General features: G+C 67.6%; 10 protein-coding genes. 4 read left to right on the top strand and 6 right to left on the bottom strand.

What is annotated here, in order from left to right; translation table 11 throughout:
• Nucleotides 1-189 precede the first annotated feature (189 nt).
• Nucleotides 190-567, bottom strand: coding sequence for a DUF4870 domain-containing protein (locus tag AC1DQP_RS07505; RefSeq protein ID WP_256775916.1), 378 nt, complete (start codon nucleotides 565-567; stop codon nucleotides 190-192).
• Between the two features lie 76 nt (nucleotides 568-643).
• Nucleotides 644-2,011, bottom strand: coding sequence for a metalloprotease PmbA (gene pmbA, locus AC1DQP_RS07500; RefSeq protein WP_256775915.1), 1,368 nt, complete (start codon nucleotides 2,009-2,011; stop codon nucleotides 644-646).
• 68 nt (nucleotides 2,012-2,079) lie between these two features.
• Between pmbA and yjgA the strand changes: the two genes are divergently transcribed.
• Nucleotides 2,080-2,679 carry a ribosome biogenesis factor YjgA gene (yjgA, locus tag AC1DQP_RS07495; protein ID WP_478051354.1) on the top strand — a complete coding sequence of 200 codons (600 nt, stop codon included), beginning with the start codon at nucleotides 2,080-2,082 and terminating at the stop codon, nucleotides 2,677-2,679.
• Nucleotides 2,680-2,759: 80 nt separating this feature from the next.
• Here yjgA and tldD read toward each other — a convergent pair whose 3' ends face one another.
• Genes tldD through AC1DQP_RS07475 form a run of 4 tightly spaced genes read right to left on the bottom strand, consistent with a single transcriptional unit; the run spans nucleotide 2,760 to nucleotide 10,244 of the window.
• Nucleotides 2,760-4,205, bottom strand: a complete 1,446-nt coding sequence (gene tldD / locus AC1DQP_RS07490; protein ID WP_256775913.1) for a metalloprotease TldD — start codon at nucleotides 4,203-4,205, stop codon at nucleotides 2,760-2,762.
• A 53-nt stretch (nucleotides 4,206-4,258) separates the two neighbouring features.
• Entirely contained in the window at nucleotides 4,259-8,137 is a 3,879-nt protein-coding gene (locus tag AC1DQP_RS07485; RefSeq protein ID WP_478051353.1) for a YhdP family protein, read from the bottom strand.
• Nucleotides 8,138-8,182: 45 nt separating this feature from the next.
• A complete protein-coding gene (gene rng / locus AC1DQP_RS07480) occupies nucleotides 8,183-9,670 on the bottom strand; it encodes a ribonuclease G (RefSeq protein ID WP_478051352.1) in 1,488 nt (495 codons plus the stop codon).
• On the bottom strand, nucleotides 9,663-10,244 hold the full coding sequence (locus AC1DQP_RS07475) for a Maf family nucleotide pyrophosphatase (RefSeq protein WP_457318765.1): 582 nt from the start codon (nucleotides 10,242-10,244) through the stop codon (nucleotides 9,663-9,665). Before AC1DQP_RS07475 ends, rng begins: the two co-directional genes overlap by 8 nt.
• A gap of 130 nt (nucleotides 10,245-10,374) precedes the next feature.
• Between AC1DQP_RS07475 and AC1DQP_RS07470 the strand changes: the two genes are divergently transcribed.
• The 3 genes from AC1DQP_RS07470 to AC1DQP_RS07460 all read left to right on the top strand — a co-directional run bounded on the left by AC1DQP_RS07470 (nucleotide 10,375) and on the right by AC1DQP_RS07460 (nucleotide 15,001).
• Nucleotides 10,375-11,109 (top strand): SIMPL domain-containing protein, encoded by a 735-nt coding sequence (locus AC1DQP_RS07470; RefSeq protein ID WP_457318763.1) that lies wholly within the window; start codon nucleotides 10,375-10,377, stop codon nucleotides 11,107-11,109.
• 223 nt (nucleotides 11,110-11,332) lie between these two features.
• Nucleotides 11,333-11,995 (top strand): energy transducer TonB, encoded by a 663-nt coding sequence (locus AC1DQP_RS07465; RefSeq protein ID WP_457318762.1) that lies wholly within the window; start codon nucleotides 11,333-11,335, stop codon nucleotides 11,993-11,995.
• A gap of 180 nt (nucleotides 11,996-12,175) precedes the next feature.
• Nucleotides 12,176-15,001 (top strand): TonB-dependent receptor, encoded by a 2,826-nt coding sequence (locus AC1DQP_RS07460; protein ID WP_256775907.1) that lies wholly within the window; start codon nucleotides 12,176-12,178, stop codon nucleotides 14,999-15,001.
• Nucleotides 15,002-15,361: the final 360 nt, after the last annotated feature.

Raw genomic sequence — 15,361 nt, 5'->3', positions numbered from 1 at the left:
ATAAAGGAGGAGGCCGCCCCGCGGSCGGGGGCGTCGCCGGAAAGGGCATGGGGGCCCACCGCCCGATCCGCCGACCACCCGCTTTTGAAAGGATCAAAGCACGCCCTTGCTTACCCCCCACCGCGGCGAAGAAATAAAAAAACGCCCGGCATTGCCGGGCGTTTTTTGTCGCCACACCTGCGGCGCGGATTACTTGATCAGGCGCAGGGTGAAGGGATAACGGTAGGCTTCGCCGTTGTTGGCCTTCACTGCGGCCATGATGCAAAGCACCAGGTTGGCCACCCACACGGCAGCCAGCATCAGCGTGCCGATCAGCACGACCACCAGGATGCTGGAGATGATGTAGGCAATGGCCACGGTGATCTGGAAGTTCAGCGCTTCCTTGGACTGATCGATCACGAACGGCTTGGTGGTGTCGTCCTTGTTGATCAACCAGATGATCAGCGCACCGATGAAACCGGTGAAGATGCCCAGGATGTGCGCCACCAGCGCCATGGTGCGCTGGTCGGCCGGGGCGGTGCCGGCCGGTGCCGGCGGCGGTGCGGTGACGTTGTCGAATTCGCTCACGGTGAAACTCCTTGTTCGGTGTGTGGGTATTGCGCGGCAGGCTCCCCGCCTGCCAGGGCAGCGGCCATAGAATACGTCAATCGTTGCCCGCAACGGTCATCCGGCCGACCAGGATGGAACCCACCTGCACGTGCGAGCGACGGTCCACGTCGCTACCCACCGCCTCGATCCCGGCAAACATGTCCTTGAGGTTGCCGGCGATGGTGATGCCGTCCACCGGATAGCTGATCTCACCGTTCTCCACCCGGAAGCCGCCGGCGCCGCGCGAGTAGTCGCCGGTCACGCCGTTGACGCCCTGCCCCATCAGTTCGGTCACCAGCAAGCCCTGGCCCATCTGCCGCGCGATGCTGGCCAGGTCCCCGGCGTTGGCGGCCACCTTGAGGTTGTGCACGCCACCGGCATTGCCGGTCGTGGGCAGGCCGAGCTTGCGGGCCGAATAGCTGCCCAGGATGTAGCGCTGCAGCACGCCATCGGTGATGAGGGCCGAATTGCGCGTGGCCACGCCGTCGCCATCGAACGCGGACGAGCGCAGGCCGCGACGCAGCAGCGGCAGTTCCTCGATCTGGAACCAGTCCGGGAACAGCCGCGTGTTGACGCTGTCCAGCAGGAAGCTGGCGCGGCGATACAGCGCCCCCCCCGAAACCGCACCCAGCAGGTGGCCGATCAGCGAACGCGCCACTTCCGGCGAGAACAGCACCGGCATCTGCGCGGTGGCCATCGAACGCGGCTGCAGGCGCGCCACGGTGCGTTCGGCGGCACGGCGCCCGATCGCCGCGGCAGACTCGAGGTCTTCACGGGCCAGCGCGCTGCTGTACCAGCCGTCGCGCTGCATGCCGTCGCCCTGGCCGGCAATCAGCGCACAGCCGATCGAATGGTGACTGCTGCGCTCGCGGCCGATGAAGCCGTGCGAATTGGCATACACCGACAGGCTCTGCGAGGTCGCCGCCGACGCGCCATCGGAATTGCTGATGCGCGTGTCCGCCTCGCGGCCGGCCGCTTCACAGGCCAGGGCCAGGTCCAGCGCCTGGTCGGCGCCCAGCGCCCACGGGTGCCAGCCATCGAGGTCGGGGAAGTCCTGGGCCATCAGCGCGGCGTCGGCCAGCCCGGCCGCCGCGTCGTCCTCGGTGTGCCGGGCGATGGCACACGCCTGGGCCACGGTCGACGCCAGGCTGCCCTCCTGCAGGTCGGCAGTACTGGCACTGCCCTTGCGCTGGCCGAAGTAGACGGTCACCGCGATGCCGCGGTCACGGGTGGATTCGACCGTTTCCACCTCGCCCAGGCGCACGTTCACATCCAGCCCGCGCTCGTCGCTGCAGCTGACCTCGGCCTGGGTGGCGCCCAGGGCTTTGGCCCGCTCCAGCAGGCGCTGGGAGATGTCAGCCAGCTGCTCCAGGCGTTGCAGGCTGTCGTCGGCCGGGGAGACTTCAGGGGAGATCACGTTCAATGCTTTATCCTGTACGGGTGAGTGCCTGGCGCAACGCCGGGCACAGTTCTGGATGTGGAAATAAGACGATGCGCGGACGCGACGAAGAAACCGGTGAATTCCTTGACATCAGCCGTAGCCAGAACCGCCGGGCTGCACTGGACGTGCTGGCCCTGGGCGAGAAGCTGGTGTCGCTGACCCCTGCGCAGCTGGCGCGTCTGCCGGTGCCCGAAGATCTGCTGCCGCACATCGCCGAGGCCAAGCGCATCACCGCCCATATCGCCCACAAGCGCCAGCTGGCGTTCCTGGCCAAGCACATGCGCCGCGAAGACGACGCCGTGCTGGATGCGATCCGCGATGCGCTGGATGCCAACAGCGACACCTCGCGTCGTGAAGTGGCCACCATGCACCGCGTCGAAGACTGGCGCGAGCGCCTGTTGAGGGACGGCGACAAGGCGCTGGGCGCGCTGCTGGACGAGTATCCGCACGCCGACCGCCAGCAGCTGCGCACGCTGGTGCGCAACGCCCAGGCCGAAAAAGCCAAGAACAAGCCGCCGCGCGCCTACCGCGAGATCTTCCAGGTACTGCGCACGCTGCTGCTGCCGGCCGCGCTGGGCCTGGAAGGACTGAACACCTCCGACGAAGACCTCGACGCGCAGGACGACGGCGACGAGAACGCCGACGACTGAGCCGCAGTGCCCACGCGACGGCGCCAGCCTCGGGCTGGCGGCCGCGCGCGGCGGGCTGCACGACAGGTGCATCATCGTGCTCAGGCCTGGGTGCCGCCCACGGTGATGCCATCGATCAACAGCGACGGCTGGCCCACGCCGACCGGCACGCTCTGGCCATCCTTGCCGCAGATGCCCACGCCCTCGTCCAGAGCCAGATCGTTGCCGATCATGCGCACCTTCTGCATGGTTTCCGGGCCGTTGCCGATCAGCGTGGCGCCCTTCACCGGCGCGGTGATCTTCCCGTCCTCGATCAGATACGCCTCGGTAGCCGAGAACACGTACTTGCCGCTGGTGATGTCGACCTGGCCGCCACCGAAGTTGACCGCGTACAGGCCCTTCTTGACCGAGCGGATCATTTCTTCCGGATCGTGCTGACCGGCGCGCATGTAGGTGTTGGTCATGCGCGGCATGGTCATGTGCGCGAACGATTCGCGGCGGCCGTTGCCGGTCGGGGCCACGCCCATCAGCCGCGCATTGAGCGAATCCTGCATGTAACCCACCAGGATGCCGTCCTCGATCAGCGTGGTGCACTGGGTCGGGTGGCCCTCGTCATCGATGTTCAACGACCCCCGACGGCCATCGAGGGTGCCGTCGTCGACGATGGTCACGCCCGGCGCGGCCACGCGCTCACCGACGCGGCCGGCGTAGACACTGGTGCCCTTGCGGTTGAAGTCGCCTTCCAGGCCGTGGCCGACCGCCTCGTGCAGCAGCACGCCGGGCCAGCCCGGACCCAGCACCACGGTCATCACCCCGGCCGGAGCCGGAATCGCCTCCAGGTTCACCAGCGCCTGACGCAGTGCCTCGCGCGCGAACCCTTCCGGGCGCCCGTCGGCAAACAATTCCTCGTAGCTGTAGCGACCACCGCCGCCGGCGTAACCGGACTCGCGGCGACCGTGCTGTTCGACGATCACCTGCACGTTCAAGCGCACCAGCGGGCGGATGTCTGCGGCCAGCACGCCGTCGCTGCGCGCGATCAGCACCGTGTCCACGCCGCCGGACAGGCTCACCATCACCTGCTGCACGCGCGGGTCGGCGGCACGCAGGTAGCGGTCCAGACGCTTGAGCATCTCCACCTTGGCTTCATTGCCCATGCCGTCGATCGGGTCCAGCGCCGGATACAGCGCGCGCCCGCCGCCACGCACCAGCGAGCGCGCCTGCTGTGCCCCGCCTTCGCGCGAAATCGCCCGCGCCGACTGCGCCGCGGACAGCAGGGCATCGGCATGGATGTCGTCGGAGTAGGCAAACCCGGTCTTTTCGCCGGCGATGGCGCGGACGCCCACGCCCTGCTCGATCGAGTGCGCACCGTCCTTGACGATGCCGTCTTCCACGCTCCAGCTCTCGCGCCGGGCGTGCTGGAAATACAGGTCGCCAAAGTCGATACCCGGTCCCAGCAGGGTACCGAAGGTGCGTTCCAGGCCGCCGGCATCGAGCCCGGCGGGCAGGAGCAGGCGTTCGTTGGCAAGGGTGAGTGCGTTGTCGGTCATGTCATCTATCTGAGGGCGCCGGCCGCCATCGCAAGCCGGGCGCGGGAAAGGAGTCAGCGTACCGGAGGCGGCAACGCGGCGGGAGCGGCACGCGGCGGCGGCGCGTCCTCGCGGTCGATCACTTCGACCTTGGGCTCGGCCCACGGTCCGGTGACCCGGTAGGTCTTGGCGCCGATCGCGCCCAGCGGCTTGCCCAGCACAGCGTTGGCGGCCGCGCCGACCGCCGCGCYGACCGGCCCGCCGGCCACCGCGCCGACCACGGTCAGCAGGTTGCCCGAGCGCGGGTTGACGTCGATGGTCTGGTCGAACTGCTGGCGGCGCAGATCGGTTTGGCCACGGATGCTGATATTGGCCGCCGGCCCTTCGATCAACACCTTGTCGGTGGTGGCCATGCCGTTGCCGAATGCCAGCGCACCGTCGATCTGGTTGAAGGCGAAGCCCTTGGAGAAGAAGTCGCGGAAGTCGAACATCAACCGGCGCGGCAGCTGGGTCACGCTGAGCAGCCCGAGCACGCGACCGGCCCCGGGCTCCAGTTCCAGCAGCTGGCCATTGCGGGCATTGACCTGCATGTGGCCCTGCAGCGCGCCCAGCTGGAAGTCCGATGGGCCACCCCGCCAACCGGCATCCAGCGTGATCTGGCCCTGACCGCCGCGCAGCTGGCCGCCGTAATCCAGGTTCTGCATCAGCCCGCCCAGGTCCTCGCTTTTCACGTCAACGGTCACCTGGGTGCGGGCGGTATCGCCCATCCCCAACCAGCGGCCCTGGATGTCGATGGCCTGCTTGGGCGCCCGGAACTGCAGCTGGTCCACGCTCAGTCCGTTGCCGAACGGACGCGTGCGCAGCACCGCCTGGCCCAGCTTGGCCTTGCCGAACTGCAGGTCCTCGATGTCCAGCGCCAGCGGCGGAATCTTCGCCGGGTTGGTGTCGTTGGCGCTGGCCTGTACCCGTGCGGGCAGCGTGGCGTCGGCCGGCAGGAGGATCGGCGCGCCACCGGAGGGCACCTTGACCGGGGTGGGCAACGACTGCCAGTGCACACGACTGAGCTTGCCGACGATGGTGCCGCCGTCGGCATTGGGGACGCTCAGCGTGCCGGCCAGCGACGGCCCATCCAGCCGCACCTCGACCGCCGAGGGACTCGGCCGCAGCTGCAGACGGGTCTGCGCGAACAATCCGCCGGCCAACAGCAGCTGCCCCACCTGCACATCCACCTGGCGCAGCGGCATCGGATCCTTGTCATCGCCCCCACCCGGTGCGCGGGCCAGGCCGATCCATTCCAGAGCGTCCAGCGAACCACTGCGGCCATTGACCGCCAGCCCACTGGCGGGCGGCTCGCGGTCGACCTTGTCGCTGCCCAGCGTGACCTGCACGCCGGTCTGGTTGTTGTGGGTCCGCGCGGTCAACGCCAGACGCTGCCCGAACGCCACATCCACGCGCCCGCTGCCCATCGGCAGCTGCGCATTGACGGTGGTCGCCAGCGGTATGGTGGCCACCTTGTCCAGCGGTGCTGGCAGGTCCAAGCGGGTGCCCACCAGGTCCGAGCGCAGGGTCAGCAGGGTCGGCGCTTCGGTCTTGGCGCCCGCGGCGACCTTGGGCAGGGTCACCCCGATCGTCCAGCGCGAATTGCCCTGGATGTACGGCTTGAGCCAGCTCAACTCCGGGGCACGATCCAGCAGCGCATGCGCATCCAGCGCCGCGCTCAGTTCCGATTCGAACGCCTGCTGCGGGTCACGCACATAGCCGCCGGCGCGCAGGCTGAGCTGCCCGTCCTGGCCGAGATGGCGCACGCTCAGGCTGTCGGCGCCGAAGCCGTCGCGGCTGTAGCGGGCCTGCCCCCGCATGCTGTCGAAGGTCAGCGCGAAGCGCTTTTCGGTCAGGGCCACGCCGTTGAGATCAACGGTACCCTGCAGGTGGCCGCCGGGTTGGTCGTGGTGGAGCGGCTGCAGCAGATCGAAGGTGACGGCTGCCGGCCCCTTGGCGGTCAGGTTGTCCAGCGTGTCGGCGTAGGTGGCGTGCAACGGGCTCTGCTTGAGCATCGCCAGCAACGTGCCCGTGTCGGTCTGGGTGGTGGCCTTGACGTACAGCGGGGTCTGGCCGAAATCGACGATGCCCGCATCGAAATGGTTCACCGCCACCCCGGCCAGGTCGCCACTGCCATGCAGTTCAAAGCCGGGGCCGATGAAGGCGATATCGGCATCCACCTTGCCCATCGCCGGCCAGTCGTGCTGGAAGCGGATGGTGCCGTTGCTGATGTGCCCGGTGGCCTCGAAGCGGCCGTTGTTGCGGTCGAACGGCCAGTCTTCCAGGTCGCCGGTGACCAGGCCGATGCCGCCGCGTACCTGCCCGGACACCAAGGCGGCATCGAGCCAGTCGGTGGCGCCCTTGGTCATCTTGGAATGAATCCAGAAACGCTTGGCCGCGGTCATCGGCACATCGTCGATGCGCGCAGCCAGCTGCAGCCACGGGCGGGTGCCATCGCCCTGGAACCAGACGCTGCCGCGCACGTCGGCGGCATAGTCGGTGCCCTGCACGCGCAGCGCCGGGGTGCCGAAGCGCCAGCCGCCGGCCTCGTCGCGCCAGCCCACCAGTTGCCCGGCCAGGCGCACGTCGTGGCGCACGCCAAAGCCGCTCGGCCAATCGAAGTGCAGGGTGCGGGTCGGTTGCAGCGCCAGCTGGAAACCATCGGCGTCGCCACTGAAGCGCCCGCCTACCCCGCTCAGGCCCGGCGCATGCCCGGACGGGGCAAAGCCGACGTCGGCCAGCTCGCCCTGGATYGATACCGGGCCGTCGCGCTCGGCGGCGATCCGCACCTGGGTCATCCGCGCGTGCGGGGCGGCGTGCTGCAGCCACTCGCGCAGGCCCGGTTCGACCCGGTCGCTGAGCGCCAGCCCACGCAGCAGCGCGGTGGCATCGATGTTGTCCCCGGCCAGTGCCATGTGCTGGCCGCCGGCCAACAGCAGCCCGTCCAGGCGTTGTATGTCTGTAGTGCCGGCCAGGCCGATGCGCAGCTGCGGCGCATCGGCGCGCCAGCCCCCTTGCACCCAGCGCCAGCGCGCGCGCAGCTGCAGGGTGTCCAGCGTCAACGCCGGGCGGGTGCCATCGGCCAACGGCGCGCCGCGCAGCTGCAGGCCCTYCAGGTCGGCATCGGCGGTGACCATCACCGGCCGATGGTCGCGCAGGTCCACCCACGCGTTCAATTCACCGGTGCCCTGCTGCAGCGACACGCCGGCGAACTGCAACAACTTGGACCACGCGCGAAAATCGGCCGGGTCGGCTGACAGCCAGGCCTGTCCATCACCGCGATTGCGCTCGAAATCCAGCACGGCGGTCAGCGGCAAGCCATTGAGATCGGCCCAGGCGCGTGCCCCCACGCGCAGGCGCTGACCATTCACGCGCAGGCGCAGATCGATGCGCGGCAGCTCGGCCTGCAGGTTCAGCGACGGCGCATCCACCCGCAGCCGCCCGCCGATCACCTGCAGCTCGCCCAGCCGGCGCAGTGCGTCCAGCGGATCGCCGCTGCCCGACTGCGGCAGACCGCGCACCGACCAGCGACCATCGTCGGCACGCTCCAGCACCAGCGCCAACCCGCGCAGGCGCAGTTCGGTCAGCGAATGTCCGGGCAGCAACCCGGTGTACATCGACACCAGCACCTCGGCCTCGCCGATGGCGATGCCCTGGCCTTCGCCGATGCGCAGCCCCTTGAGCTGCAGCAACGGACCCCGCCGGGTCCAGGCGGTATCGAGGTGATCGAAACGCACCGGCTGCCCGGCCCGCGCGCTCAACCAGGCCGCCACCTTGTCCGGATGACGCTCGGCAAACGGCAACGCTTGGCTGACGGTGCCCACCAGCACCGCCACACATACCAGCACGATCGCCAATGCATATACGGCATGGCGGCGAATCCTTCGCAGTCGCAGTCGGAGCGGCGTGCTCATCGTGACGCGAAAGCATCGGCGCGCGAGCGCGCCAACGCGTGGAGATCAGAGCAGCACGACATCGAACTGCTCCTGCAGGTATTGCTCGTCCGCCTGGAAGCGGATCGATTTGCCGAGGAATTCCTCCAGTTCGGCCACCGCCGAGGATTCCTCATCGGTGATCCGCGCCACCACCTTGGACGAGGCGATCACCAGCAGGCGTGCCGCATCGAACTGGCGCACCGCGCGGGTGATCTCGCGGAAGATCTCGTAGGTGACCGTTTCTGCGGTCTTGATCGAGCCGCGCCCGCTGCACTCCGGGCACGGCTCGGACAGCTGCCGCTCCAGGCTTTCCACGGTGCGCTTGCGGGTCATCTCGACCAGGCCGAGCGGTGAGAAGTCGTAGACGGTGGTCTTGGCATGGTCGCGGGCCAGCGCCTTTTCCAGCGTGCGCAGCACCTGGCGGCGATGCTCGGCATCGTCCATGTCGATGAAGTCGATGATGATGATGCCGCCCAGGTTGCGCAGCCGCAGCTGGCGCGCCACCGCCTGCGCGGCTTCCAGGTTGGTGCGGAACACCGTCTCTTCCAGGTTGCGCTGGCCCAGGAACGAACCGGTGTTCACATCGATCGTGGTCATCGCCTCGGTCTGGTCGATCACCAGGTAACCACCGGACTTGAGCGGCACCTGCTTGTCCAACGCGCGGCCGATCTCGTCCTCCACCCCGAACATGTCGAAGATCGGGCGGTCGCCGCTGTACAGCTCGATCTTCTCGGCCAGCACCGGCATGTACTTGGCCACGAAGGCCTGCAGCTGGCCGAAGGTCTCCTTGGAGTCGACCTTGACCTTGTCCACGTCCTTGCGGATCAGGTCGCGCACCGACCGCAGCGGCAGGCTCAGGTCTTCATAGATCACGCTGAGCGGGGCGGCATCGCGACCACGGCGCTCGACCACGTTCCATACCCGCGACAGGTAGGCCACGTCCTCGGCGATCGCCTCGGCCGGCTGGCCCTCGGCGTTGGTGCGCACGATGTAACCGTAGCCGCCGTGCTGTGCCGACAATTCGGTCACCAGGCTTTTCAGCCGGGCGCGCTCGGCCTCGTCTTCGATCCGCGCCGATACCCCGACCACCTTGGATTGCGGCAGCAGCACCATGTAGCGCGAGGGAATGCTGATCTGGGTGGTCAGGCGGGCACCCTTGGTCCCGATCGGGTCCTTGACCACTTGGACCACGATGTCCTGGCCGTCGCGCAGCAGCTCCACGATCGGCACCGAGGACGGCGGCGGCAGGGTCGTGCCCTCGGTATCGGGGCTGGCCACCGGGGCCGGGCGGATCACATCGTTGGCATGCAGGAACGCCGCGCGTTCCAGCCCGACTTCGACGAAGGCCGCCTGCATGCCCGGCATCACCCGCTGCACCTTGCCTTTGTAGATGTTGCCGACCACGCCGCGACGCCAGCCACGTTCGATATGCAGTTCCTGCAGCATGCCGTTTTCGATGACCGCGACACGGGTTTCCCGCGGGGTGACATTGACCAGGATTTCTTCAGACATGGGCGACTCCCTTCAGTTCAAACGTCTGCAGCAACTGCTCGGTCTGTTGCAGGGGCAAACCCATCACACCCGAATAGCTTCCCGCCAGGTGGCGGATGTAACGTTCGGCGCCGCCCTGGATGGCGTAGGCACCGGCCTTGCCCATCGGTTCGCCGCTGGCCACGTAGGCCGCGATGGCGTCCTGCCCGATATCGATGAAGCTCACCTCGGAAATCACCAGCACGCTGTCCTGGCGCCCCTGGGCGACCACGGCCACGGCGGTCATCACCTGGTGGGTGCGCCCGGACAGGGTCGCCAGCATGGCCGCCGCATCGGCGGCATCGACCGGCTTGCCGAATACCCGGCCATCGAGCACCACTTCGGTGTCCGAACCGATCACCACCGCGTCGGCGTCGCCGCCAACCAGGGCCAGCCCGGCGCGCGCCTTGTCGGCGGCCACCCGCTGCACATAGGCGGTGGCCGATTCGCCAGCGGCACGGACTTCAGGCACCTCAAGGTCCAACGCGTGGAACGGTCGGTCCAGGCGCGTCAGCAGTTCGGTTCGTCGGGGAGATCGAGAGGCAAGATAAAGCATCGAGGAAGCATAACCTGAGCCCACTGTCTGAATCGCGAGCAACCCGTTCGAATCGTGATCAACCCCGTCAAACCTCACGACGCGTTCATCGCCCCGACACCAACCTCAACGTCTTCACAAGGAGATGTACATGCGCCACCCGTCCCTGTCCCCGTTGCTGCTCGCCCTTTCCCTTGCCCTGGGAACCTCCATGACCGCCCACGCCCAGTCCCAGCCTGCCGCTGCCGTCGCCGCCGACAGCACCCTGCTCAACATCTCGGCCAACGCCGAGGCCAAGCGCGTGCCCGACGTGGCCACGCTGTCGGCCGGCGTGGTCACCCAGGCCGTGGACGGCAACAGCGCCATGCGCCAGAACGCCGAGCAGATGGTCAAGGTACTGGCCGCGATCAAGGCCGCCGGGATTGCCGAGCGTGACGTGCAGACCAGTGGAGTCAACCTCAGCCCGCAGTACCGTTACGTGGACAACGAGCCGCCGAAGATCACCGGCTATCAGGCCAGCAACACGGTCAGCCTGAAGGTGCGCGACATCGCCAAGCTGGGCAAGGTGCTCGACGCGCTGGCCGCGCAGGGCGCCAACCAGATCAACGGCCCGCAGTTCGAGATCGACCAGCCCGAGCCGGTCTACGACGAAGCCCGCCTGGCCGCCTTGAAGAAGGCCCAGACCCGCGCCGAAACCTACGCCAAGTCGCTGGGCCTGCGCGTGCGCCGCATCGTGAGCATCTCCGAGAACGGCGGCGGCAACTTCCGCCCGGTGATGATGCGCGCCGCAGCCGCGCCGATGGCCGCCGACGTGTCCACCCCGGTGTCGCCGGGCGAATCGGCGGTGTCGGTCAACCTTGACGTGGTGTTCGACCTGGGCCGCTGAGTCCGGTCCCGGCATCCCCTGACGACGGCGCCTGCGGGCGCCGTCGTCCTGTCCAGGCTGGTTTCCTGAGCGCCAGCCAAACACCGACACGCCCCCTGACTTCCGGCCCGTGCCCGGCTCGGGTATTGCTGTCATTGCGCGGCCCCGTCGTCACCCCCGCCTCAACCCCATCGGCCGCGCCCGCACGTTGATGTTCCCGCACATCTGGCAAGGAGAGTGGCGAATGGTCCGTACGCATCCCCCTGTAGTCCCGCTGCACATCGACGCCTCCCGCGTGCTTGGCATGAGCACCGCGCTGGCCCTGCACGTACTGGCCCTGATGCTGCTGCTGATCCCGGCCGCGTACGTGGCCGCGCCGCTGCCACGGGAGCGGACGCAGGTGCGCCTGCTGGAGCCCGCCGCGGAAAACCCGCCGACCCCGCCGGAGGTCAAAAAGGAAGCGCCCAAGCTGGTCCAGCCGCAGACCACCGTGCCCAAGCCGCAGGTCGCCCCGCTGCCGCCGCCGACCGCCAGCGCCGACGACGCGCTGGCCGTAGCGCCGCTGCCGGCCAGCGACGTGCAGACCCCGAGCCTGGCCCCGGCCGTGCCCACGCCCGCCGCCGGCGGTGCAGGCGCACAACTGCAGTACCGCAGCGCGCCACCGCCGGCCTACCCGGTCGCGGCCCTGCGCAACCACGAGCAGGGCACCGTGCTGCTGCGGGTGCGGGTGGAGGCGGACGGGAAGGCCTCCAGCGTGGTCATTGAGCGCAGCAGCGGCTCGCGGGCGCTGGATACCGCCGCACGCCAGCAGGTGCTGCGCCACTGGCGCTTCGAACCGGCCATGGTAGACGGCAAGGTGGTGCCCGCCGATGGGCTGGTCCCGGTCAGCTTCTCGCTGCCGGAGTGAGGTCTTCGGCACGGGGAGTCCATTCAGACTCCCCGTGTTGGAACGGCTGATACAGAACGTTACGAATTAAGCAATTTTTCACAGCGACGTCACCTGCCGTAAACCTAGATTGTCGCGGTCGTCACTCATTTTCGTGCCGATCCATCGTCATCGTTGGTTTTCCCAGTCAGGAGAGAAGCTGTGAAACACCCGATCCAACGGCTCACCAGCAGCCGCCGCAACACCCTGGCCCATTCCGTGTCCCTCGCCCTCACCGGCAGCGTGCTGCTGCTGGCCGGCGCATTGGCTTCCGGCGCAGCGTTCGCCCAGGAGCAGGCCACCAACCTCGACCGCATCACGGTCACCGGGTCGAACATCCCCCGCACCAATACCGAAACGCCCTCCCCCGTCCAGGTGGTCACCCGCCAGGAAATCGACCGCACCGGCAAGACCACGGTCGCCGAATACCTGCAGACCCTGACCGCCGACGGTTCCGGCTCGATTCCCAAGACGTTCGGCAACGGCTTTGCCGGTGGCGGCGCCGGCATCTCGCTGCGCGGCCTGGGCGCCGGCTCCACGCTGGTGCTGTTGAACGGTCGCCGCATGGCCACCTATGGCCTGGCCGATGACGGGCAGAAGGTCTTCACCGACCTGAGCACCATCCCGCTGGATGCGGTCGAGCGCATTGAAGTCCTCAAGGACGGCGCTTCTGCGATCTACGGTTCGGATGCCATCGCCGGCGTGGTCAACATCATCCTGCGCAGCGACTTCAACGGCGCCATCCTGCGCGCCTCCTACGGCCTGTCCGGTGACAGCGACGGCGATGCCAAGAAGGCCACGCTGACCGCCGGTACCGGCGACCTGGCCACCGATGGCTGGAATGCGTTCTTCAGCCTGGACGTGGGCAAGACCGATGCGATCAAGATCAGCGACCGCAAGGACCGCAAGTGGATCGGCACCGGCGATATCCGGCGCTATGGCTACGGCAACAACGCGCAGTTCCTCGGTGGCGCCTTCCTCAATGGCGGCACCAGCGGCGGCGCCGGCCCGAACGGCTCGGTGTTCGACGATCGCGTGCCGACGGGCGTCACGCCGACGCTGGTGGCGCTGCCGGGCTGCGCAGGCCTGACCACCATTCCCGGTCAGAGCGACGCAACCGCACAGCAGCAGGGCTGCCTCTGGGATCCAAACCAGCAGTACCGTGACCTGACCCCGGAAGAGAAGTACGTCAATGTGTTCGGTCGCGCCAGCTTCGCCTTCGGCGAAGGCGGTGAGATCTACACCGAGATCGGTTACTCCAAGAAGGAAACCACCTTCAGCAACACGCCGTCGGGCGTGTCCGGCAGCTGGGGGTATCCGGAAGGCCCGCGCAACGCCAGCAGCGGCGCCGGCGCCGTCGTCCTGAGCCCGACCCATCCGGACAACCCGATCCAGGGCCAGGCGTCGCGCCTGCGCTACTCGGCATGGGACGTGGGTCCGCGCGTCACCAACAACACCAATGAATTCAACCGTTTCCTGGTTGGCGTCAAGGGCAACTGGGGCGATTGGAGCTACGACACCGCCCTGCTGCATTCGGGTACCGATCTGGTCAACAAGCGCACCGGCTTCCTGCGCTACAGCGCCGTGCAATGCGCGCTCGGCAACCCGGCCTGCCCGGGCGGCGTGTGGCGCATCGGCGACAACGCCGGTCTGAACTCGCAGGCGCTGTATGACTACATCTCGCCGGACATCAGCGCGCGCGCCAAGTCCAGCCTGGATATGTTCGACTTCACCATCTCGCGCAGCCTGATGGACCTCAAGGGCGGTCCGCTTGGCCTGGCGCTGGGTACCGAATGGCGCAAGACCAGCAACAGCCTGACTCCGCAGACCTATACCGATGCCGGCGACATCATCGGCCTGGGCTACTCGGCCTACGATGGCACGCAGAACGTGTATGCCGGCTACGTCGAACTGTCCGCGCCGGTGCTGGAGCAGTTGGAACTGTCCGGCGCGGTCCGCTACGACAAGTACGAAAGCGGCGAAGGCAAGGCGACCCCGAAGGTCGGCATCAAGTGGACCCCGGCCGACTGGATCGCGGTGCGCGGCAGCTACGCCGAAGGCTTCCGTGCGCCCAACCCGGCCGAGAACGGCGACGGTGGCCTGGCCGCCTTCTCCAACGCCCGCGATCCGGTGCGTTGCGCCGCCAGCCCGATCGCCGATGTCGGCACCAACTGYAGTTCGCGTCCGGTGGCCATCATCACCCGTCCGAACAAGGACCTGAAGCCGGAAGAATCCAAGAGCTACTCGTTCGGTGTCGTGCTGCAGCCCACCTCCAGCACCTCGCTGACGGTGGATGCGTGGCAGATCAAGCGCACCAATGAAATCGCTCAGGGTGCCACTGCGGATGCGATCGCAGCCGGCAATGTGCTGCGCGATATCGACCTGATCAATGGCGTCGCAGGCACCGGCACCATCCTGGCGGTCAACACGGACTACATCAATGCCGCCTCGACCCGCGTGCGCGGTATCGATACCGACATCCGCCAGACCTTCGACATCGGTCCGGGCCAGCTGGAAATGGACCTGCAGTGGAGCCATGTGCTCAAGTTCGAGCGCACCGATGCCGACGTGACCGTGGACTACGCAGGTACCCACGGTAACTGCGATGTCACCAACTGCATCGGTACGCCGAAGGATCGCATCAACTTCGGCACCACCTGGAAGCAGGGCCCGTGGAGCGTCAGCGGCGTGGCCAACTACATCTCCAAGATGGACAACACCGACTTCCGCGGTCCGGATGGTTCGTACCAGTTCTCCTACGCCGATGGTACCGACGTTACCAAGATCTCTTCCTTCACCACCTTCGACCTGTCCGGTCGCTGGAACGTGACCGAAGCCTTCGAACTGAACGCGTCGGTGCAGAACCTGTTCGACCGCATCGCTCCGCTGGATCCGACCACCTACGGCGGCGTCAACTACAACCCGCTGCACTTCAGCGGCGCGATCGGCCGTTACTTCACCGTGGGGGCCAAGTACACCTTCAATTGATGTAACCGTCATTGGGGAACTAAAAGCCCGGGCATTGCCCGGGCTTTTTGTTTGGGTTCAACACTGCGTGACCAACCCGATCTGCAAGATCCTTCCATCAATGGAGGGCAGTGTCTTGTTCCGAGGTATGCAGCAGATTGCGCACTGCGACCGCGCGTGGTCGGTGGTCAAGGCGCACCGTGATCCGGCGGTGTCTTCGTTTGYGGCTATCGCGAGCGTGAGGGCCCCGTAGCGGCCGGTAGGCCCCTGGCGCAAATGTCCCCCGGCCTGGCGGCCTCCTCCTTTATTTTGCCCAGGAGCCTACCGCCCGCTACGGGGCTCGGCTGCGTTAAGCAGGTGGAAGCCAGGCTGTTTTGCCGC

It is taken from the genome of Stenotrophomonas sp. P5_A8 (assembly GCF_056400545.1).
The sequence above is the reverse complement of the archived record's forward strand: the minus strand, read 5'-3'. Positions and strand labels throughout refer to the sequence as shown.